The 19,904-nt window shown below is 60.2% G+C and carries 21 protein-coding genes; 8 read left to right on the forward strand and 13 right to left on the reverse strand.

Annotated features, from left to right (window positions below; genetic code table 11):
- The first annotated feature begins 11 nt into the window (after nucleotides 1-11).
- The 5 genes from rpe to trpC all read left to right on the forward strand — a co-directional run bounded on the left by rpe (nucleotide 12) and on the right by trpC (nucleotide 4,929).
- On the forward strand, nucleotides 12-686 hold the full coding sequence (gene rpe, locus KT71_RS03555; protein ID WP_008292831.1) for a ribulose-phosphate 3-epimerase: 675 nt from the start codon (nucleotides 12-14) through the stop codon (nucleotides 684-686).
- 271 nt (nucleotides 687-957) lie between these two features.
- Nucleotides 958-2,451: an anthranilate synthase component I gene (gene trpE / locus KT71_RS03560; RefSeq protein WP_008292830.1), complete on the forward strand. Its 1,494-nt coding sequence runs from the start codon at nucleotides 958-960 to the stop codon at nucleotides 2,449-2,451.
- Nucleotides 2,445-3,056: an anthranilate synthase component II gene (locus tag KT71_RS03565; protein ID WP_008292829.1), complete on the forward strand. Its 612-nt coding sequence runs from the start codon at nucleotides 2,445-2,447 to the stop codon at nucleotides 3,054-3,056. The genes trpE and KT71_RS03565 overlap by 7 nt, the downstream gene beginning before the upstream one ends.
- 14 nt (nucleotides 3,057-3,070) lie before the next feature.
- Nucleotides 3,071-4,129 (forward strand): anthranilate phosphoribosyltransferase, encoded by a 1,059-nt coding sequence (gene trpD, locus KT71_RS03570; RefSeq protein ID WP_008292827.1) that lies wholly within the window; start codon nucleotides 3,071-3,073, stop codon nucleotides 4,127-4,129.
- Complete coding sequence (trpC, locus tag KT71_RS03575) at nucleotides 4,126-4,929, forward strand: indole-3-glycerol phosphate synthase TrpC (RefSeq protein WP_008292826.1); 804 nt, start codon at nucleotides 4,126-4,128, stop codon at nucleotides 4,927-4,929. Before trpD ends, trpC begins: the two co-directional genes overlap by 4 nt.
- Nucleotides 4,930-5,014: 85 nt before the next feature.
- On the opposite strand, the gene crp is transcribed toward trpC, so the two are convergent.
- Nucleotides 5,015-5,659 (reverse strand): cAMP-activated global transcriptional regulator CRP, encoded by a 645-nt coding sequence (gene crp / locus KT71_RS03580; RefSeq protein ID WP_023659909.1) that lies wholly within the window; start codon nucleotides 5,657-5,659, stop codon nucleotides 5,015-5,017.
- Nucleotides 5,660-5,791: 132 nt separating this feature from the next.
- Between crp and KT71_RS03585 the strand changes: the two genes are divergently transcribed.
- Nucleotides 5,792-6,220 (forward strand): OsmC family protein, encoded by a 429-nt coding sequence (locus KT71_RS03585; protein ID WP_008292824.1) that lies wholly within the window; start codon nucleotides 5,792-5,794, stop codon nucleotides 6,218-6,220.
- Between the two features lie 49 nt (nucleotides 6,221-6,269).
- On the opposite strand, the gene coq7 is transcribed toward KT71_RS03585, so the two are convergent.
- From coq7 to KT71_RS03635, 10 genes are all read right to left on the reverse strand, one after another.
- Nucleotides 6,270-6,911: a 2-polyprenyl-3-methyl-6-methoxy-1,4-benzoquinone monooxygenase gene (gene coq7 / locus KT71_RS03590; RefSeq protein ID WP_008292823.1), complete on the reverse strand. Its 642-nt coding sequence runs from the start codon at nucleotides 6,909-6,911 to the stop codon at nucleotides 6,270-6,272.
- A 15-nt stretch (nucleotides 6,912-6,926) separates the two neighbouring features.
- Nucleotides 6,927-8,228: a phosphoribosylamine--glycine ligase gene (gene purD / locus KT71_RS03595; RefSeq protein WP_008292822.1), complete on the reverse strand. Its 1,302-nt coding sequence runs from the start codon at nucleotides 8,226-8,228 to the stop codon at nucleotides 6,927-6,929.
- A gap of 92 nt (nucleotides 8,229-8,320) precedes the next feature.
- A complete protein-coding gene (gene purH / locus KT71_RS03600) occupies nucleotides 8,321-9,913 on the reverse strand; it encodes a bifunctional phosphoribosylaminoimidazolecarboxamide formyltransferase/IMP cyclohydrolase (protein ID WP_023659910.1) in 1,593 nt (530 codons plus the stop codon).
- Nucleotides 9,910-10,269 carry a DNA-binding transcriptional regulator Fis gene (gene fis, locus KT71_RS03605; protein ID WP_008292820.1) on the reverse strand — a complete coding sequence of 120 codons (360 nt, stop codon included), beginning with the start codon at nucleotides 10,267-10,269 and terminating at the stop codon, nucleotides 9,910-9,912. The genes purH and fis overlap by 4 nt, the downstream gene beginning before the upstream one ends.
- Nucleotides 10,266-11,249, reverse strand: a complete 984-nt coding sequence (gene dusB, locus KT71_RS03610) for a tRNA dihydrouridine synthase DusB (protein WP_008292819.1) — start codon at nucleotides 11,247-11,249, stop codon at nucleotides 10,266-10,268. Before dusB ends, fis begins: the two co-directional genes overlap by 4 nt.
- 160 nt (nucleotides 11,250-11,409) lie before the next feature.
- On the reverse strand, nucleotides 11,410-12,294 hold the full coding sequence (gene prmA, locus KT71_RS03615) for a 50S ribosomal protein L11 methyltransferase (RefSeq protein WP_008292818.1): 885 nt from the start codon (nucleotides 12,292-12,294) through the stop codon (nucleotides 11,410-11,412).
- Nucleotides 12,295-12,298: 4 nt separating this feature from the next.
- Complete coding sequence (gene accC / locus KT71_RS03620) at nucleotides 12,299-13,642, reverse strand: acetyl-CoA carboxylase biotin carboxylase subunit (protein ID WP_008292817.1); 1,344 nt, start codon at nucleotides 13,640-13,642, stop codon at nucleotides 12,299-12,301.
- Between the two features lie 19 nt (nucleotides 13,643-13,661).
- The gene (gene accB, locus KT71_RS03625) at nucleotides 13,662-14,138 is read right to left on the reverse strand and encodes an acetyl-CoA carboxylase biotin carboxyl carrier protein (protein ID WP_008292816.1); all 477 of its coding nucleotides are present in this window, start codon (nucleotides 14,136-14,138) and stop codon (nucleotides 13,662-13,664) included.
- 3 nt (nucleotides 14,139-14,141) lie between these two features.
- Nucleotides 14,142-14,606, reverse strand: a complete 465-nt coding sequence (gene aroQ, locus KT71_RS03630; protein ID WP_023659911.1) for a type II 3-dehydroquinate dehydratase — start codon at nucleotides 14,604-14,606, stop codon at nucleotides 14,142-14,144.
- 121 nt (nucleotides 14,607-14,727) lie between these two features.
- On the reverse strand, nucleotides 14,728-16,506 hold the full coding sequence (locus KT71_RS03635; protein ID WP_040362137.1) for a protein-disulfide reductase DsbD family protein: 1,779 nt from the start codon (nucleotides 16,504-16,506) through the stop codon (nucleotides 14,728-14,730).
- A 302-nt stretch (nucleotides 16,507-16,808) separates the two neighbouring features.
- Between KT71_RS03635 and KT71_RS03640 the strand changes: the two genes are divergently transcribed.
- Nucleotides 16,809-17,279 (forward strand): copper chaperone PCu(A)C, encoded by a 471-nt coding sequence (locus tag KT71_RS03640; RefSeq protein ID WP_023659913.1) that lies wholly within the window; start codon nucleotides 16,809-16,811, stop codon nucleotides 17,277-17,279.
- 18 nt (nucleotides 17,280-17,297) lie between these two features.
- Entirely contained in the window at nucleotides 17,298-18,413 is a 1,116-nt protein-coding gene (locus KT71_RS03645) for a DUF2333 family protein (protein ID WP_008292812.1), read from the forward strand.
- 26 nt (nucleotides 18,414-18,439) lie between these two features.
- Here the strand turns inward: KT71_RS03645 and KT71_RS03650 are convergent, their stop codons facing one another.
- Nucleotides 18,440-18,784 (reverse strand): pentapeptide repeat-containing protein, encoded by a 345-nt coding sequence (locus tag KT71_RS03650; RefSeq protein WP_008292811.1) that lies wholly within the window; start codon nucleotides 18,782-18,784, stop codon nucleotides 18,440-18,442.
- A 72-nt stretch (nucleotides 18,785-18,856) separates the two neighbouring features.
- Nucleotides 18,857-19,858, reverse strand: coding sequence for an adenosine kinase (locus KT71_RS03655; RefSeq protein WP_008292810.1), 1,002 nt, complete (start codon nucleotides 19,856-19,858; stop codon nucleotides 18,857-18,859).
- Nucleotides 19,859-19,904: the final 46 nt, after the last annotated feature.

The following is a 19,904-nucleotide window of genomic DNA, read 5'->3' on the forward strand; positions in this document are numbered from 1 at the left end:
GAGGGAAGAGAATGAGTAACAGCGATTATCTGATTGCCCCATCAATACTGTCGGCGGACTTCGCGCGCCTGGGCGAGGAGGTGGATAGCGTTCTCGCCGCAGGTGCTGACATCGTGCACTTTGATGTCATGGATAATCACTACGTGCCCAACCTCACCATCGGTCCCATGGTGTGCAAGGCTCTGCGTAAACATGGTGTCACGGCGCCCATCGACGTACACCTTATGGTCTCGCCCGTGGACCAGCTCATCGGTGACTTTGCCGATGCCGGGGCAAGTTTTATCACCTTCCATCCCGACGCCTCCACCCATGTTGACCGCTCCCTGCAGATGATTCGGGATGCGGGCTGTAAAGCGGGTCTTGTATTGAACCCCCACGTTGGCCTGGATGATCTGACCTACGTGATGGACAAGCTGGACATGATTCTTCTGATGTCCGTGAACCCCGGCTTTGGGGGGCAGTCATTTATCCCCTCCACCCTGACAAAACTCCGCGAGGCGCGGGCGTTGATAGATGCGTCGGGGCTGAATATCCGCCTTGAAGTGGATGGGGGCGTCACACCGACAAATATTGCCGAGATCGCTGCCGCGGGGGCGGACACCTTCGTCGCCGGTTCGGCAATTTTCGGTCAAGATGATTATGCGGCGGTTATTGCCGAAATGCGTTCCGCCCTGGCCGGCAGCTAGGGTTTGCAGGTGGCGGCCTACAGCGCTTGCTAAGTCCCTGACCGGGGCTACAATGTCGCCATGATGACGGGAATGACATCAGCAAGAGCGTGCGTGATCCACGCGGAGACAGGGCCTGAAGCCCCGTGCTCAGCTGCGCTCAAAGCAGACATGCAAGCGACGACCATGCGGGAGACGACGCGCTGGCGATGGTGAATCTCCGGGTCTTTTCTGGCCCTCACTAAGCCGCGCATTGTTGTAAATCCACAACCCGTTTTTCAGGACCACCCTCATGACAAGCAATCAATTTGCCGCACTGGCGGCTCAGGGCTATAACCGCGTGCCCGTGCATCGCGAAGTGCTCGCTGACTTTGATACGCCGCTCTCCACCTATCGTAAGCTCGCAGAGGGCCCCTACTCTTACCTCTTTGAGTCCGTGGAGGGCGGTGAAAAATGGGGGCGCTATTCCATCATTGGCCTGCCCTGTCGGGAATTGATCAAAGTGTTCGGGCATCGGGTAGAAAGCTGGGTGGATGGCGAGTGCATCGGCACCGAGGAAGTCGCCGATCCCCTGGATTTTGTCGAGGCCTATCAGCAGTGTTTCAAGAGCCCGGAGCAGGATGCTCTGCCCGTGTTCCACGGCGGACTGGTGGGCTACTTTGCCTATGACACGGTGCGCTATGTTGAGCCCCGTCTGGCGGACAGCTGTCCCGAAGATCAGCTGCACACGCCGGATATTCTCCTGATGCTCTCCGAGGAAGTACTGGTTTTTGACAATCTCGCGGGAACCTTACGTGTTGTGGTGAATGTAGATCCGTCCACGGATAAGGCCCTAGAAACGGCCAACGCGCGACTGGACAGTCTGGTGGCTGCCCTGGAGGCACCTCTGGAGCCGCTGCCGCGGGTGTCTCTTGAAGGAGCGGATGGCAGTGCCCTGGAGACCAACGCCCGCTACAGTCTCAGCCAGGACGAGTACGAAGCTGCGGTAAACAGAGTTAAAGAGTATGTTCTGGCGGGCGATGCGATGCAGGTGGTCCCCTCCCAGCGCATGAGCGTGCCCTTCAGTGCGCCGCCCCTGAATTTGTACCGCGCCCTGCGAAACCTCAATCCATCGCCCTATCTGTATTTTCTGGACCTTGATGAGTTTCAGGTGGTGGGTTCCTCCCCGGAGATTCTGGTGCGGGCGGAGCAGGGCAAGGTCACGGTCCGGCCCATTGCGGGCACCCGTCATCGCGGAAAAACCGAGGCCGAGGATGACGCCCTGGAAGCCGAGCTTCTCGCCGATCCCAAAGAGATTGCTGAGCATCTGATGCTCATTGATCTGGGGCGTAACGATGTGGGGCGCATAGCGCAGACCGGAACCGTTGAGCTTACGGAGAACATGCTGGTAGAGCGTTACTCCCACGTAATGCACATTGTGTCCAACGTCGAGGGACAGCTGGATGAGGGCCTGTCCTCCATGGATGCCTTGAGAGCGGCCTTGCCCGCAGGCACCCTGAGCGGCGCGCCAAAAATTCGAGCCATGGAAATCATTGATGAGCTGGAGCCCGTGAAACGCGGCATTTACGGCGGTGCCGTGGGCTACCTGTCCTGGGCGGGCGACATGGATACCGCCATCGCCATCCGGACCGCGGTACTCAAAGACGGGGAGTTACACATTCAGGTAGGTGCGGGGGTCGTCGCGGATTCCGTGCCGGCGACGGAGTGGCAGGAAACCCTGAATAAAGCCCGGGCCATATTGCGGGCGGCAGCTATGGTTGATGCCGGAGGGCAAAGCCCATGCTGATGATGATCGATAATTACGACTCTTTTACCTACAACGTTGTCCAATACCTGGCGGAACTGGGCGCCGATGTGCAGGTGTTTCGGAACGATGAAATTACCCTGGAGGAGATCGCCCGGCTGGCTCCCGAGCGAATCGTGATCTCGCCGGGGCCCTGCACCCCGAACGAGGCGGGTGTCTCCATGGAGACGATCCGGGCCTTTGCGGGCACCCTGCCGATTCTCGGTATCTGTCTCGGGCATCAGAGTCTGGGGCAGGTCTATGGCGGCGACGTGGTGCGCGCGCGAAAAGTGATGCACGGCAAAACTTCCGAGATCCATCACGACGGAACGGGTGTGTTCGGGGGTCTCCCGTCGCCGTTCATCGCCACCCGGTATCACTCTCTGGTGGTGGATCGCGACAGTCTGCCTGAGGATTTTGAGCTTACCGCGTGGACCGTGGACGACTCGGGAAATGTTGATGAGGTCATGGGCCTCCGTCATCGGCCCACGGGTGCTGAGGGCGTACAGTTCCACCCCGAATCGGTGCTCAGTGAGCACGGCCATGCGCTCCTCAAGAACTTTCTGGAGCAGACCCGGCCTCTGAATCAGAGCCCTGACGAGAATTAGCCGAGGAGCAAGCGATGGATATTCAGCAGGCGTTGGGACGCGTCGTCGAACAGCAGGACCTGAGTGGTGAGGAAATGGCCTCGGTGATGCGCCAGATCATGTCCGGAGACGCCACGGATGCGCAGATCGGTGGTCTGCTCATGGCCCTGCGTATCAAGGGCGAGACCATTGACGAAATAGCGGCTGCCGCCAGTGTGATGCGTGATCTGGCCACACCCGTGGCGGTGCAGGGCGACCACCTTGTAGATCTTGTGGGCACGGGCGGTGATGGTGCCAACCTGTTTAACGTGTCCACGGCGTCCTGTTTTGTGGTGGCGGCGGCAGGGGCGCAGGTGGCGAAACACGGCAACCGCTCCGTCTCAAGCACCAGCGGCAGTTCCGATGTGCTCGAGGCGCTGGGCGTGCCCCTGGATCTGAGTCCCGATCAGGTGGCTCGGTCGATCTCGGATGTGGGCCTGGGCTTTATGTTCGCCCCGGCTCACCACAGTGCCATGCGCTATGCCATAGGGCCGAGGCGGGAGCTGGGTCTGAGGACCCTGTTTAACCTTCTGGGACCGCTCACCAACCCGGCTCAGGTGAAGCGGCAGTTATTGGGCGTCTATGATGCGGCCCTCTGTGAGCCCCTTGCCCATGCGCTGAACGCCCTGGGCAGCGAGCATGCCATGGTGGTGCACGCCGCAGACGGGCTCGATGAGATTTCTATTGCAGCCCCAACGAGCGTGGCGGAGCTGAAGGAGGGCGAGGTGCGCGCCTACACCATTAACGCGACGGACTTTGGTCTGGGTGCGAGGGACCTGTCCGGGCTGACCGTGGATTCCGCAAAAGCCTCTGCCACCCTGATCCGGGCGACCCTGTCCGGAGGGCGCGGTGCCGACGCCGGAACGGATCCCGAGAAAGCCCGGCAGATCATCGCCATGAATGCGGGTGCGACGATTTATGTCGCGGGTATCGCATCCTCCCTGGCCGATGGTGTGGCGCTGGCGGAAGATCTGCTGTCTACGGGTCAGGCCGCAGAAAAACTAAAGGCCTTCGTGGATCTGACCCAGCTTATGCGCGGGGAGATAACCGTATGAATTCTTCATTGCCCGATGTTCTGAAAAAAATTCTTGCCCGCAAGGCAGAAGAAATCAAAGAGCGACAGGCGCGAACATCCCTGGACGATCTTGAAGCCCTTATCGCTGATCAGGGGCCCGTGCGGGGTTTTACCGAAGCTATGCAGCGCCGGGCGGACCAGGGTGCTCCTGCGGTCATTGCCGAAGTAAAAAAGGCGTCGCCCAGTAAAGGCGTGATTCGGGCAGACTTTGAGCCCGCGGTGATTGCGGCGCAGTATCAGGCCGGCGGCGCGACTTGTCTGTCGGTCCTGACCGACGAGGATTTTTTTCAGGGCAGTGACGCCTATTTGCAAGCGGCTCGCGCGGCCTGTGATTTGCCGGTATTGCGGAAGGATTTCACCATAGACGCCTACCAGATTGCCGAGGCGCGCAGTCTGGGGGCAGATGCGATACTGCTCATCGTCGCGGCTTTGAATAGAAGCCAGCTTCGTGAGCTGGCGTCCGCAGCAGGACACTACGGTGTGGATGTGCTGGTGGAAGTGCATGATCGCGATGAGCTCGAACTGGCGCTGGAGCTGGATGTGCCACTCCTGGGCATTAATAATCGCGACCTTCGGAATTTTGAGACCAGCCTGAATACAACCCTGGGTCTCCTGCCCCAGATTCCCGAGGGCAAGTTGGTGGTGACGGAAAGCGCCATTCATACCCGCGATGATGTGATGACGATGCGCGCAGCGGGTGTGCCCGGTTTCCTTGTCGGTGAGGCTTTTATGCGCGCCGACGATCCGGGGCAGGCACTCAGGGCGCTGTTTGCGGACTGAGTTTTACGCTGAAGAGAGACTGAAGGGAAAAGCTTAAGGAGAAACAGACGCCAGGGACCTGATCGTCCGGGCGCCGTTACAAGGTTTAGTGACTGGCGTAGACCACAATGGTCTTGCCGGATACGGCGACCAGGCCCTCCTGCTCGAGGGTTTTTAACACCCGACCCGCCATCTCCCGGGAACAGCCGGCGATCTTGCCCAGCTCCTGGCGAGTAATCTTGATTTGCATGCCCTCAGGATGCGTCATGGCATCCGGCTGCTTGGATAGGTCGATGAGCGTGTGGGCAATGCGTCCCGATACATCGACAAAAGCCAGGTTTTTCAGTTTGAAGGTGGTCTTTCTCAGGCGGTTGGACATCTGCGCGGCAATGCCGAACAGAATATCCGGAAACTGTGACTTGATCTTGATAAAGCGTTCGTAGGAAATTTCAGCGATCTTGCTGGCTTCGCGGGTCACCACCTCCGCGCTGCTGGTTTCATCCTCTTCCCCAAACAGTCCCATCTCGCCAAAGAAGTCGCCGAGGTTGAGGTAACTAACGACCATCTTGTGGTCCTCATCCTGCTCGTCTTCCACCATGACCGATACAGAGCCGTCGAGGATGAGATACAGCTTGGCGCTTTGCTCACCCTCACGAAGGATGGTTTTGCCCTTGCCGTAATCCTTGATTTCACAAAAGCGCAGGAAGTCTTCTACGTTGGGTATGGCTTGCAACAGTTGGGGACGGAGCATGAAGTTACCCTTACATTTTTTGTGGGCAGAGTGTACCTCGGGATGCACCTCAGGCAAATCCCGGGATGACCGAAGCTGGCGAAAGTCTGTGCTACATTCCCGCCCTCTTGAAAAAGCACAGGAATTGCTGATATGGAAACCACGGTTAAATGGATGGATGGCGCAATGTTTGTGGGCGAGTCAGGCTCCGGGCATTCTGTAGTCATGGACGGCCCCCCGGACCTTGGGGGTCGTAATCTGGGGCCGCGACCCATGGAAATGCTGCTTCTGGGCACCGGCGGTTGCGCGATGTATGACGTGATGAGCATGCTTCAGAAGTCCCGGCAGGATGTGCGCGATTGCCGCGTGGAGATGCAGGCGGAACGCGCCGATGCCGTGCCTGCGGTATTCACCAAATTGAACATGCACTTTGTCGTGAGTGGCGCCGGCCTTAAGGAGAGTCATGTCAAACGCGCAGTGGAACTGTCAGCAGAAAAATATTGCTCCGCATCCATTATGTTGGGCGCGGCGGGTGTGGAGATGTCCCACAGCTACGAAGTGGTCGATAGCGAGGCTGGCTAGAGCCCTGGTAGCCGCTTAAAGGAAGGTGTTAGCGCCGGGTAGCGCTGACCTAAATGTAATAACTGCTGCGTGTCATGACCTGCGAAAGGGCGGTCATGGCGTTCTTGACGGGACGCGGGAAGTTCTGCCCTCCTGCAGCCAGGGCATTTTCACCGTGGCGCTCTTCGTCTTCCAGCATCTGCTGCAGAATCAGGCGGGAGCGGCGATCGTCTTCCGGCAGCTGTCGCAGGTGATCCTTGAGGTGGGCGCAGACACGTTCTTCCGTCGCTGCGACAAAACCCAGACTCACGGCGTCACCCACGGCCCCCGCCAGGGCGCCGATGGCAAAGGACAGTCCGTACCAGGCGGGATTGAGGACACTGGGGCGACTGTTGAGCTGTCTGAGCCGTTCTTCGCACCAAACGAGATGGTCAACTTCTTCGGCCGCGGCTTCGCGCATTTCATCGCGCACCGTGGGGAGCTTCGCGGTGAGGGCCTGGCCCTGGTAGAGAGCCTGAGCGCAGACTTCCCCCGTATGGTTAACACGCATCAGTGATGCCACGTGCTTCTGGCTCCGTTCGTCAAGCTTCGACTCGCTGTGCCCCCGGGCGGGCGAGGGCCGCCCCGCGGTGTTGCCGCGGCTGCTAAGGGTGCGCATAACCGTGTCGGCTTCGCTGATCAGCCGATCCAGAGTTGTCAGACGTCGGGTCACGGGAAGAATCTCTCTTTATCCATCGTCCTGATGATAGCGCTCGATGGCGCGCCAACCAATATCCCGGCGGAAGGTCATATCCTCCCAGGTGATGTTTCCCACTGCGTCGTAACAGCGTTCCCGGGCGTCAGCGATGTTGTCTCCCAATGCGGTGACACACAGCACCCGGCCACCGTTGGTGCACACCTCGCCGGTGCTCGAATCCAGGCTTGTGCCTGCATGGAACACCTTGCAGTCTGCCTCCGTGGCGCGGTTTAAGCCGGCGATGGGCAGGCCTTTGGCATAACTGCCCGGGTAGCCGCCGGCCGCGAGCACCACACCCATGGCAGGACGGATGTCCCAACGGGCTTCTTCCTGATCCAGCGTACCGTCAATAGCCGCCGCACAGAGACGATCGAGGTCACTGCGCAAACGCATCATGATGGGCTGGGTTTCCGGATCGCCAAAGCGGCAGTTGAATTCGATGACCTTGGGAGCGCCGTCTTCGCCAATCATCAGGCCCGCATACAAAAAGCCCACGTAGCGATTTCCTTCTGCCGCCATGCCACGCACCGTGGGCATGATGACCTCATCCATAACCCGCTGGTGCACCGCCTCTGTGACCACCGGCGCCGGAGAGTAGGCACCCATACCGCCGGTATTCAGGCCTCTGTCGCCTTCACCGATACGTTTATGGTCCTGGCTGCTCGCCATGGGCAATACGGTTTCGCCGTCGCTGATGACGATGAAGCTCGCTTCTTCCCCAGCTAAAAATTCTTCGATAACAACGCGGCAGCCGGCATCGCCGAAGGCATTCCCCGACAGCATATCGATGACCGCCGCCTCCGCCTGCTCCAGGGTTTCCGCAACAATCACGCCCTTGCCCGCGGCAAGGCCGTCCGCTTTGACCACGATGGGCGCTCCCTGACTTCGAAGATACGCGAGAGCAGCTTCCACTTCGTTGAAGGTCGCGTAGGCGGCTGTGGGAATATTGTGCCGCGCCAAGAAATCCTTGCTGAAGGCCTTGGAGCCTTCCAGCTGCGCAGCGCCGGCGCGGGGGCCGAAGCAGCGTAAGCCCTGTTCCTCAAAGTGATCGACAACACCCGCCACAAGCGGAACTTCCGGACCGACCACGGTGAGCCCCACGGCATGTTCTTTGGCAAAGTTACTCAGCGCTGCGAAATTCACCAGATCAAGGGCGACGTTCTGCACCTTGGGTTCCGCATCGGTGCCGGCATTCCCGGGCACCACAAATACCTGAGTGACCCCGGTGGACTGTGCCAGTTTCCAGGCCAGGGCATGTTCCCGGCCTCCGCTGCCTAAAACCATAACATTCATAACGGCTGTGCCCTGCTAGAAAAAATACGTGGAGGTGTCGGTGCCCGTCTTCAGGCTTGCCAGGCAGTCGCGATCAGCGATGAAAGTGCCGTTCAGTGGCGGAAGTGCCGCACACCGGTAAATACCATGGCCATATCGTGCTCGTCTGCGGCGGCAATAACCTCCTCATCACGCATGGAGCCGCCGGGCTGGATCACAGCGCTGATCCCTGCGGCGGCGGCATTATCGATGCCATCGCGAAAGGGAAAAAACGCATCCGATGCCATAACCGATCCGGCAACCCTGAGTCCCGCATGCTCCGCTTTAATCACGGCGATACGCGCCGAGTTCACGCGGCTCATCTGACCGGCGCCCACGCCGATGGTTTGCTCGTCGCTGGCGTAGACGATGGCGTTGGACTTTACATACTTGGCGACTTTCCAGGCGAACAGCAGGTCCCGGGCCTGTTCCTCGGTGGGGAGGCGCTTGCTCACGACTTTGAGATCATCGGGGTTGATGACAACCTCGTCGCGATCCTGCACCAGCAGGCCGCCGGCGACTCTTTTGTAGTCCAGACCGGCTACCGGGGTCAGGAGAGAGCCCGTGGTCAGCACCCGGACATTCTTTTTGTCTGTCAGTACCTTGGCTGCGGCATCGCTGATGGACGGTGCAATGATGACCTCCACAAACTGACGCTCGATGATCAGCGCCGCCGTAGCGCGATCAAGCTCCCGATTGAAGGCGATGATGCCCCCGAAAGCGGATTCGGGGTCCGTCGCATAGGCGCGCTCGTAGGCGCTCAGGGTGTCTTCGCCGGTGGCTACGCCGCAGGGGTTGGCATGTTTGACAATGACACAGGCAGGCTCGGCAAATTGCCTGACACAGTCCAGCGCCGCATCCGTATCGGCGATATTGTTGTAGGAAAGCGCCTTGCCCTGCACCTGCGTTGAGGTGGCCAGAGAGGGACCGCTGACGCTGCGCTCGCGATAAAAGGCAGCGCCCTGGTGGGGATTCTCGCCGTAGCGCAGGTCCTGCACTTTGTGAAATTGGAGATTCAGGGTGCGACCGTGGGATTGCGGCTCCTCATCGAGACGGCCTCCCAGGTAATTGGCGATGGCCCCGTCATAGGCGGCGGTGTGTTCAAAGGCCCGCACGGCAAGGTCGCGGCGGAGGGTGGCGGGTACGCAGCCCTGGTTATCGCGCAGGGCAGCAAGGACTCTTGCGTAGTCCTCGGCGCGGGTAACGCAGCTCACCCAGGCGTGATTCTTCGCCGCAGCGCGGAGCATGCCGGGGCCACCAATGTCGATGTTCTCGATGGCGGTTTCGAAGCTGCAGTCAGGGTCAGCGACCGTGGCTTCGAAGGGATACAGGTTGACGATAACCATGTCGATGGCGTCGATACCGTGCTCCGCCATGGCAGCATCGTCTTCTCCGCGACGCCCCAGAATGCCGCCGTGTATCTTGGGGTGCAGGGTTTTGACCCGCCCGTCCATCATTTCGGGAAAGCCCGTGTGCTCCGCGACCTCCGTGACGGCCAGCCCCGCTTCACGGAGCATACGGTAGGTGCCGCCCGTGGACAGCAGGGCAACGTCCATGCCTGCCAACGCCTGGGCAAACTCCACGATACCCGTTTTATCTGAAACGCTGATAAGCGCGCGACGCACGGGATATTGGTCGGTGTTTGGATTGGATTGCTTGGCGCTCACAATGCGGGTCCTCGATTGTCGATGGCGTATTGCTTGAGTTTTTTGCGTAGGGTGCCGCGGTTGAGGCCGAGCATCGCTGATGCACGGCTCTGATTCTGTCGGGTGTACTCCATCACCGCTTTGAGCAAAGGCGCTTCCACCTCTGACAACACCAGATTGTAGAAGTCGGTGCTCATCTCGCCGTCCATCTCATCAAGATAGCGGCGGACGAAAAGGTCTACGGCCTCCCGCAGAGAGGCCACGGTGGCAGCCTCGCTGGTCTGGGTGAGCTCAAAAAGAGCGCCGCTGATTGTCGGAGGTTCAAGTTCGTTACTGTTGTCTTCTGTGCTTTCAGCCAGAGACTCGGCCTTACTCATGCAGCGAGATCCTGTTTGTCTATCTGATTGAATAGCGTGTCGAGAAAGGAAAGCTGATCTGTGGCTTCCGTTAGTCGATTGAACGCGCGTTTTTCGGCCTGCAGTTGCGGGTGCCCGTCGAGATACCAACCGATGTGCTTTCGGGCGATACGTGAGCCCGCAAACTCACCGTAGAAGCGGTGCAGTTCTTCGAGGTGCTCACGCATCACTGCGTACTGGGTTGCCAGGTCGGGTGACGACGAGGGACGCCCCTCAATGGCATCGGCAATCATGCCCGGGAGCCACGGCGCTCCCTGGGCGGCGCGTCCCACCATCACGCCCGCAGCGCCCGTATGGTTAAGCACCGCCTGAGCGTCGCGGGCGCTGGCGATATCGCCATTTGCGAGCACAGGAATATCCACGCTTTCTACGATGCGTGCGGTGGTGTCGTGCTCCACCTCTCCTTTAAAAGCACAGGCGCGTGTGCGCCCGTGGACTGCAAGGAGGGCAATGCCTGCATCTTCAGCAATGCGGGCGATGCTGGTCCCGTTTCGGTGCAGGGGATCGGCGCCGGTGCGAATTTTCAGCGTTACGGGAACATCCACCGCGCTGACTACCGCCCCCAGGATGGCAGCAACCAGGGGTTCGTCGGCCAGAAGCGCCGAGCCCGCCGCCTTGCGGCAGACTTTTTTTGCCGGGCATCCCATATTGATATCGATGATCTGGGCGCCACAGGCCACGTTGTAACGTGCCGCTTCTGCCATGAGGAGGGGGTCGTTGCCCACGATCTGCACGGAGCGAGGATTAATTTCGAGATCGTGGCGACGGCGCTGCCGGCTTTTTCTGGACTCTCGGAGGCGCGGATCGCTGTGTACCATCTCTCCCACCAGTAATCCCGCACCAAAGCGGGCGCAGAGGCGCCGGAAAGGGAGATCGGTGACCCCTGCCATGGGCGCGAGGGCCACGGAGTTGGCAGTGTTGTGGGGGCCAATGGTGAGCATGGACGTGGTTTGCGCGGTTCCGTTTCGGGGCTGTTTTGGAGGACGCGCAATACTACGTGAGCGGGGCGTGGCAAAAAAGGCTTTAGGGCTAAAAATTGCTCAATTTTTGATCAAGGTCAGGTCGAGGTCAGGTCAAGGCCAGATCGACGTCAGGTCAAGGTCAGGTCAAGGTACCGCTGAGACAAACCCATTCGGCCTGCTGGTTCGCTACCGACAGCTCCAGCCGGGGCGCATAGTGTTTGATGAGGGCGTCAGCCTGGGTATCGAGTAGTCCCGCGAGAACCAGTTGCCCACCCGGCGCCAAAAAGCTGCAAAGCTCCTCCGACAGTCCGGCCAGAGGGCCAGCCAGTATGTTGGCGAGCACGAGGTCCGTGGTGCCCTGCCAATCTTCCCGGTCAAAGTCTCCCGGGAGGGCGATCTTCAGCTGATTGCCGTCGATGCCGTTGCGCTCGGCGTTGTCCGCCGTAGCGATGAGCGCCTGGGGGTCGTTATCCACGGCCAGCAGGCTTGTGGCCCCGAGATGCAGAGCCGCGATACCGAGGATGCCGGAGCCGCAACCGAAGTCGACGACGCGGCTGCCGTCAAGTGTCATGCCGTCCAGAGCCGTAAGACACATGGCAGTGGTGGGGTGTGTGCCCGTGCCGAAGGCCAGGCCGGGATCCAGGAGCAGATTCACGGCGTCCCGCTCGGGCGGCTCTTTCCAGCTGGGGCAAATCCAAACCCGTTCCCCAAAGCGCATGGGCTCGTAGTGCTGCATCCACTCGCGTTCCCAGTCCTTGTCTTCGAGGATTTCCACGCGAGCACTGGCGGCAGCGTCCAGATGCTTCAGGGAAGCAAGCACCCCGTCCATCGCCGTGTCTGCCGCAAAAAGCCCCGTAATACGAATCGCCTGCCACAGGGGCGTGGCCCCGACGGCGGGCTCCAGGAGAGGTTCGTCTTCGCGATCCTCCAGGGTGACGGAGAGCGCGCCAGCGGTGAGCAGGGCGGCTTCCAGTGTCTCGGCGTTGTGTTTGCCGCAGTCCAGGCGCAGCTGCAGCCAGCTCATACCGTCAGCCGTCTTCCAGCTTGCTTTCGAGGTAATGAATGCTCACGCCACCCGCCATGAAAGAAGCATCCCGCACCAGCTCCCGGTGGAGCTGGGTGTTGGTGCTGATACCTTCGATGACCAACTCATCGAGGGCCTGACGCATGCGCGCCATGGCCTGGTCGCGGTCTTCACCGTAGCTGATCACCTTCGCAATCAGGGAATCGTAAAAAGGTGGCACGGTGTATCCGTCATAAATATGCGAATCCACACGCACACCGGGACCTCCGGGGGCGTGAAAAGTGGTAATGCGACCGGGGGAGGGCATGAAGGTCTGGGGATCCTCGGCGTTGATACGACACTCGATCGCATGGCCCGTAAACCTCACCTGGTCCTGAGTCACGGACAAGGGCAGGTCGCTGGCCACACGCAGCTGCTCCCGGACGATATCTACCCCGGTAATCAGCTCACTGACGGGATGCTCTACCTGCACCCGCGTGTTCATTTCGATGAAATAGAAACCACCGTCCTCATAGAGAAATTCAAAGGTGCCTGCGCCGCGGTAGCCGATTTCGTTGCAGGCCTTCACGCAGGCCGCCGCGCATTCCTCCCGGGCCACAGGGTCTATTTCCGGTGCGGGAGCCTCCTCAATGACCTTTTGATGGCGACGCTGCAAAGAGCAGTCACGATCACCCAGGTGAATGGTGTTGCCTTTGCCATCGGAAATAACCTGTATCTCGACGTGGCGAGGACGCTGAAGATATTTTTCCATGTAAACCACGTCGGAGCCAAAGGCCGCTGCGGCCTCGCTCTTGGTGATTTGCACCGAGTTCACCAGGGCGGCTTCGTTGTGCACCACGCGCATGCCGCGCCCACCACCGCCGGCCGCAGCTTTAATGATGACCGGGTAGCCCACCTGGCGACCGATCTCGATCATCTCCTCGGGATCGTCCGGAAGGGGGCCGTCGGAGCCCGGTACCGTGGGAACGTTTGCGGCTTTCATGGCGTCCTTGGCGGACACCTTGTCTCCCATGAGGCGAATGGTCTCGGAGCGCGGTCCGATAAAAATAAAGCCCGACTGCTCCACCTGCTCGGCAAAATCTGCGTTCTCCGCAAGGAAGCCGTAACCCGGGTGAATGGCGTCGGCGTTGCTGACCTCGGCGGCAGAAATGATGGCCGGCGCATGCAGATAGCTCTGCGCCGCTCCCGGAGGACCGATGCAGATGGCCTCGTCGGCGAGGCGAACGTGCATGAGATCGGCGTCGGCTTTGGAGTAGACAGCGACCGTTTGTATCCCCATGGCCTTGCAGGCGCGCAGAATCCGCAGCGCAATTTCGCCGCGGTTAGCGATAAGCACTTTTTCCAGCATCTTGTGAGTACCCGCCTGTTCAGACTATGGAGAACAGGGGCTGGTCAAACTCCACCGGTTCTCCACTGTTGGCCAATACCGCTTCGATGGTGCCGGAGACTTCCGCCTCTATCTGGTTCATCATTTTCATGGCCTCGACGATGCACAGAACATCACCGGCCTGCACGGTTTTGCCCACTTCGACAAAGGGCGCCGATGAAGGCGATGGTGAGCGGTAAAAGGTGCCCACCATGGGCGATTTAACGACGGTGCCGTTGGTTGTGGCGGTGTCTTCCGCAGCGGGTGCCGGGGCCGGGGCCGCGGGCGCCGGGGCTGCGGCGGGCGCGCTGGCGGCCGGTGCGGCCGGCGGCGGATAGTTGTAATGGGGCGCCGGGGCGGGAGCGCCACTGATACCGCGGCTGATGCGCACGGACTCCTCGCCCTCCTTGATCTCGATCTCACCAATGCCGGACTCTTCCAGCAGTTCGATCAGCTTTTTAACCTTGCGAATATCCATGATTCAGTCTCTGGCAGCTTCGGGGGAATGGGATTTCAGATAGTGCAGCGCGAAATGGAGAGCCGCTTCGTAGCCGAGCGCTCCCAGGCCGCAGATCACGCCCGTGGCGAGATCAGAAAAGTACGAGTGGTGTCTGAAGGGTTCACGGGCATGCACATTGGAAAGATGCACCTCAACAAATGGCAGCTGCGTGGCGGCGAGGGCGTCCCGGAGAGCGATGCTGGTATGGGTGAAGGCCGCGGGATTAATAATGATGAACTCGGTGCCGGAGCCGCGGGCGGCCTGTACGGCGTCAATGAGTTCAGCTTCGGCATTGCTTTGCAGGGCGGCGAGAGAGCAGGATGATGCCTCCGCCAGCGCCTGGAGCCCCTCGTTGATGCTCTGCAGGGTGTCGGCGCCGTAGATTGCGGGCTCACGCTCTCCCAACATGTTCAGGTTGGGGCCGTGCAGTACTAAAACTCGGGCCATGAATCGCTCAAACACTATTATTTGAGCGAAGTGTTGCGTAAAAAGCGGCGTTTGTCCAGAAAACCGGGCGTTTTGTCGAAGTTGCCGGCGTTTTTACCGAAATTAGCCGCCGGTTTGTATCCTAGGGGGCATCCGCTGCAGCCACTGACATTTGAGCTACGTCTTCCAGGGCTGAGAGCACCGTCTGTGTGCGCAATAACTGCGGGAGCACCCGCGGGGTTTGTGTTCCGTTGTAGAGCACGTAGAGGGGGATGCCGCTGCGATCGTGACTGGCCACAAAGTCGGCAATGACCGGGTCATAATCTGTCCAGTCCGCGATCATGTAGGTAACGCCGGAATCCCGGAAAGCGTCCTGCACCCGCGTGGTCAACAGCACTGCGCGCTCATTGGCAAGACAGGTAATGCACCAGTCGGCCGTCACATCCACAAACACGGGTTTGCCCTCAGCGATCAGGGCGCTCAAGGCTGCGGGGCTGTAGGCCACGGTGCCTGCAGGTAATGTGGAGTTTTCGTTGAGTTGCGCCGGGCGCCAGCTTGCGAAGACCACAGCCAGGGCGATGCAGGCGATGGCGGTGCCTTTGGCGACCAGGGCACCCCGCCACAGCCATAGCCCAAGGGCGATGAACAAGGTTCCCAGCAGGGCGGCAGCCATCACATCAATACTGGTTTGCCGGCCGGCAACCCAGAAAAGCCACAGTGCCGTCGCATAGAGGGGGAACGCCAGCGCTTCCTTGAGTCTTTCCATCCAGGGGCCGGGACGCGGCAGCAGGCGTCTTGCGGTCGCGCTGTAGGACAGCATCAGCATGGGGGCGGCCATGCCGGCGCCCAGGGCGGCGAACACCGCAAGACCCGGCAGGGGCGGCTGCACCAGGGCATAGCCCAGGGCGGTTCCCATGAACGGCGCCGTGCAGGGACTTGCGACCACCACCGCCAGCACGCCGGTGAAGAAGCTGCCGCTGGCGCCGCCCTGGGCTGCGAGATCGCTCCCCAGGTTCATAAAACGATTGCCCAACTGGATGAGGCCGCTGAGCGCAAGCCCCATAACCACGAAGAGATAGGCGAGGGCGATAACAAAGCCCGGTGACTGGAGTTGAAAACCCCAGCCGATGGCCTGCCCGGCACCTCTCAGACCCAGGAGAATTCCCGCAACGATGAGAAAGCTCAAAACGACGCCGGCACTGTACAGCCAGCCGTGATGCCGTCGTTCCTCGGGGGGCGCTGAAGCAAATCCCAACACTTTGAGAGAAAGAATGGGCAGTACACAGGGCATTAAGTTGAGAATGAGGCCGCCCCCGAAGGCGAGGAGCATCATGAAAAGCAGCCCCTGGGTCGGAGCGGCGCTGCGGTTTGTGATCGGGGTGCTCGCGGTTGGGCGGACAGCCGGCGTGCTGAGCAGCTCCTGGAGGACATCCCCGTCTGCCAGATTACCGGTCAGAGCGAATTGCTGGGTGCGCGGTGGGTAGCAGAGTCCCGCATCGGCGCAGCCCTGGGAGGTGACGCGAAGCTGTCCCTCGGTCATGGCCGCCGGGAGGCTGAGCGCCATATCCACGCTGTCGTAATACACCTGTACACGGCCGAAGAATTCGTCCTCCCGCTCAAGGGCTGGAGGAAATTCAGGGGCCAGGGTTTCCGTCAGCCCGTCTTTGGCAATCTCAAAGCGAAAAGCATGTTGGTAGAGGTAGTAGCCCGGGGGCATCTGCCACACAAGACGAAGGCTGTCAGCACCGGTCGCTTCCACGGCGAGGGGGTAGGCCTCTTCTACGGGGAGAAACTCCGGCTGGGTGAATTGTGGCGAGCCCAGGGTGGTCTGGACTGCAGTGCTTTCCAGAGAGTCCGCCTGCCCCAGAGCCGGGACCACCATGAGAGCGCTCAGTGCCAGGCATAGTGCAACAGGGACCATTGGGGCGAACCCGGATCGTCGGAACAAGGTTACCGCATTATCAATTGTTGGCTTGTAAAACATGAACGAACCTTGTTGGCCTGCGGTCTATTGTACCGTGGTCTCGCTGCTCAGATGCGGCTTATGCTTCTCCGCGTCCGCAGGCATGTTGTTAAACTACGCGATTATCGCCATCACCTCGCTCGAGGGGCAGCGACGATAACCGCTGGATCAACGGTAGATGGGCGACAGAAGGCCGGTGAGAGACCTTGTAGCACAACCGGTGATGGTGAGTGTTTACTCCTAACAGGATGCTTTGGTTCATGATTGATGTGAGAGTTCCACTATTTGTGCTTTTTTCTGCCGTAAGCTGCCTCGTTGTCGCAGAAACGCCGCAGCTCTCTGATGCCTGGGTTCGCGCGATGCCGCCGGGGCAGACCATGACCGCCGTTTACCTGCAGCTTCATAATCCCGATGCAGCCCCCCTGTCCGTCCTCGGTGCCAGCTCCAGCTTTGGAGCCGCCAGCCTCCATGAAACCAGAGTCGAGGAAGGCCGCTCCATGATGAGGGCCGTAGATACCCTCACCGTGGACGCGGGGACGATGGTTCAGCTGAAGCCCGGAGGCCTGCATATCATGTTGATGGGGCTTGAGCGCACACCCGCCGAAGGCGAGGTGGTGCCCATCTGCCTGCAGACCAGCAACGGCGATGTTTGCGCCGATGCCACCGTACGCCGATCTGCGCCGGGTAGCGCCAATACCGACGATGCGGGCAACAGCCACGACCACCACTAAGCAACCGGAAGCAAGGCAATGACTGACGATACGCCCACGGGGTCCGATGTGCCCAAACTGAGTCTGGCACGGCGTCTGCGTAATTTCGCCGATGACTATCTGCCCCAGGGTCGCTGGTTGTCCATAGGGCTGGCCGGTTCCGCGATTTATCTGGCCATAGTAGTGATTCTGGGCCTCTATTGGAGCATGACCCCCGCGCAATTCGATGTGGTTGAGCGGGCCCGCGGCTACCACAGCAGCCTCAGCGCGGACACCGCTCCGGATGGCGTCGTGGTCGCAGCTAGCGCCGAGCCCCTGGTCACTGGTGTGATCACCACCTCGGCACTTTTGGGGGTGGTCGATACGATGTTGTCCAAGCCCGGTGGTTATCTGCACAACGACCGGTTCCCTCCCGGCGTCTATCTCGACAATATCCCTAACTGGGAGTACGGCGTGCTCATTCAGTCCCGGGATCTGGTGCGGGCCATGCGCGAGTTTTTTTCCCGGTCCCAGTCCCAGTCAAAAGAGGACCAAGACCTTTCAAAGGCAGAGCCGCTCCTGAATTTTCAGTCCACCAGCTGGCTGCTTCCCGCTACGGAGACCGAATACCGCAAGGCCATGCGCGCCACGGAGTCCTATCTCCGTCGCCTTATGGATCCCGATGCCCAGAACGCTCAGTTCTACGCCCGGGCAGACAATCTTCGGGAATGGCTGGCGATGGTGAATACCCGCCTGGGCAGCCTGTCCCAACGTCTGTCTGCCAGCGTGTCGGATCGTCGCTTGAACACGGATCTTGCCGGGGACGGTAATGCCAGCCAGTCTACGGCGGTACCCAACGAGGTGGAGGTGCGTACGCCCTGGAGCGAGATCGATGACGTGTTTTTTGAATCCCGGGGTGCTGCCTGGGCCCTGATCCACTTCCTCAAAGCAATAGAGGTAGACTTCGAGGATATTCTCCAGAACAAAAATGCCCAGGTGAGTTTGCGTCAGATCATTCGGGAGCTCGAGGGAACTCAGGGCGTGATTTGGAGCCCCATGATCCTCAACGGCTCTGGCTTCGGTCCCCTCGCCAATCACTCACTGATTATGGCGTCCTATATCAGCCGCGCGAACGCTGCGATCATTGATCTGCGCGACCTTCTGGCCCAGGGTTAGGAGCGCTGCGCCGGAGGCCAGACGGTTCAATTTTTGCGATAGCGGAGGCGGGTGCCCGTATCCAGAGATAGACGGATCTCCTCGGCACTGAGCTCTTCGGGGAAGTAGACTCCCGATAACTTTGCATCCAGGAAGCTGGCACCCTCCAGATTGGTGGATCGAAAATCGATGCCCGAAAGGTCGGCGTTGCGGAAATAGGAGTTGCTGAAGTCCAGACCCTGGGCATTCATGTTTCTCAAATCCCGACCGCGATAATCACCGTTGCGCAGCTTGCTGCAATCGAGGCTGTCGCGCTGCTCGTTGAACGCCTTGATGTCTTCCTGCCGCAACAGCTGATAGAGCGGGTCGGTCTTGATATGCGGCTTGTCCATGATCGCTGTTTTTCCTGCTTGTTGACGGGGTTCTTATACGGGCTTGATGTCCCGGCGTAAGTCCCCGGGGAATCAGTTTTTGCCGAAGAAGGTATCCCGTAGTGTCCCATACTGCTCCGGCGCAAGGCGAGGGCCCCACTGCGACACCACAATACCCGAGGCATAGGCTGCAAAACGGCCGGCGGTGGGGAAATCCTCGCCTTCCGTCAAGGCGTACAGGAAAGCACCTGCAAACATGTCTCCGGCCCCGTTACTGTCTATTGCATCCACCGTATGCACGGGAATGTCATGGAGCTGTTCACCGTCAAAGCACAGCGCACCATCGCCTCCCCGGGTGATCACAAAACGCGTCGCCGTGTCTTTCATCGCTTCCACCGCGTCGGCCAATGTGGACATGCCGGTCCAGCTTTTGGCCTCCGCTTCGTTGGCGAATACCAAGTCGACCCCAGCGCCCACCATCTTACGGAATTGCTCGGGGAAGAACTCCACCATGCCCGGATCGGAAAAGCTCAGGGCCACGGGCACGCCGGCTTCCCGGGCGATCTCCCGGGCACGAATCGCCGCGGCGAGTCCTGTTTCGGAGCTCACCTGATAGCCCTCAAGGTAAACGTACTCTGAATTTGCTATAGCATCGGGATCCAACTGATCAATGCTGAGACCTTCCGAGGCGCCGAGAAAGCTGTTCATGCTGCGCTCTGCATCGGGGGTGACAAGCACCAGGCACTTGCCCGTGGGATCGTCGGTGTTCGCCGGTGGTGGAAAACTCACGCCGGCGTCACGGAGGTCCGATAGATAGATGCGTCCATCCGCGTCATCGGCTACGCGACAGCTCATGAAGCAGTTGCCGCCAAACAGCGCCGTGGCGATGACGGAGTTCCCTGCACTACCGCCGCTGGCGTGGCTGGCCTCTACAAGGTGGCCATCCAGTGCCCGGAGCAGTTCCCCGCGACGGTTGCCGTCAACCAGGGTCATCAGGCCCTTCTCGACGCCGAGCTCCGCGAGGAGCGCGTCGTCTACCCGGATCTCCGTGTCCACCAGCGCTGCGCCCAGTCCGTACACTTTGAACTGCTTCATGTTGTCATCCGCATCTCTTCTAGCGCGGCATTATGCGCATCTTGCC

The sequence above is a fragment of the Congregibacter litoralis KT71 genome, from assembly GCF_000153125.2.
Lineage (GTDB): Bacteria > Pseudomonadota > Gammaproteobacteria > Pseudomonadales > Halieaceae > Congregibacter > Congregibacter litoralis.

Coding starts and splice junctions, on each gene's coding strand:
- rpe (WP_008292831.1), top strand. CDS start 12: ATGAGTAACAGCGATTATCTGATTGCCCCATCAATACTGTCGGCGGAC.
- trpE (WP_008292830.1), top strand. CDS start 958: ATGACAAGCAATCAATTTGCCGCACTGGCGGCTCAGGGCTATAACCGC.
- KT71_RS03565 (WP_008292829.1), top strand. CDS start 2,445: ATGCTGATGATGATCGATAATTACGACTCTTTTACCTACAACGTTGTC.
- trpD (WP_008292827.1), top strand. CDS start 3,071: ATGGATATTCAGCAGGCGTTGGGACGCGTCGTCGAACAGCAGGACCTG.
- trpC (WP_008292826.1), top strand. CDS start 4,126: ATGAATTCTTCATTGCCCGATGTTCTGAAAAAAATTCTTGCCCGCAAG.
- crp (WP_023659909.1), bottom strand. CDS start 5,659: ATGCTCCGTCCCCAACTGTTGCAAGCCATACCCAACGTAGAAGACTTC.
- KT71_RS03585 (WP_008292824.1), top strand. CDS start 5,792: ATGGAAACCACGGTTAAATGGATGGATGGCGCAATGTTTGTGGGCGAG.
- purD (WP_008292822.1), bottom strand. CDS start 8,228: ATGAATGTTATGGTTTTAGGCAGCGGAGGCCGGGAACATGCCCTGGCC.
- fis (WP_008292820.1), bottom strand. CDS start 10,269: ATGAGTAAGGCCGAGTCTCTGGCTGAAAGCACAGAAGACAACAGTAAC.
- dusB (WP_008292819.1), bottom strand. CDS start 11,249: ATGCTCACCATTGGCCCCCACAACACTGCCAACTCCGTGGCCCTCGCG.
- prmA (WP_008292818.1), bottom strand. CDS start 12,294: ATGAGCTGGCTGCAGCTGCGCCTGGACTGCGGCAAACACAACGCCGAG.
- accC (WP_008292817.1), bottom strand. CDS start 13,642: ATGCTGGAAAAAGTGCTTATCGCTAACCGCGGCGAAATTGCGCTGCGG.
- accB (WP_008292816.1), bottom strand. CDS start 14,138: ATGGATATTCGCAAGGTTAAAAAGCTGATCGAACTGCTGGAAGAGTCC.
- aroQ (WP_023659911.1), bottom strand. CDS start 14,606: ATGGCCCGAGTTTTAGTACTGCACGGCCCCAACCTGAACATGTTGGGA.
- KT71_RS03635 (WP_040362137.1), bottom strand. CDS start 16,506: ATGGTCCCTGTTGCACTATGCCTGGCACTGAGCGCTCTCATGGTGGTC.
- KT71_RS03640 (WP_023659913.1), top strand. CDS start 16,809: ATGATTGATGTGAGAGTTCCACTATTTGTGCTTTTTTCTGCCGTAAGC.
- KT71_RS03645 (WP_008292812.1), top strand. CDS start 17,298: ATGACTGACGATACGCCCACGGGGTCCGATGTGCCCAAACTGAGTCTG.
- KT71_RS03650 (WP_008292811.1), bottom strand. CDS start 18,784: ATGGACAAGCCGCATATCAAGACCGACCCGCTCTATCAGCTGTTGCGG.
- KT71_RS03655 (WP_008292810.1), bottom strand. CDS start 19,858: ATGAAGCAGTTCAAAGTGTACGGACTGGGCGCAGCGCTGGTGGACACG.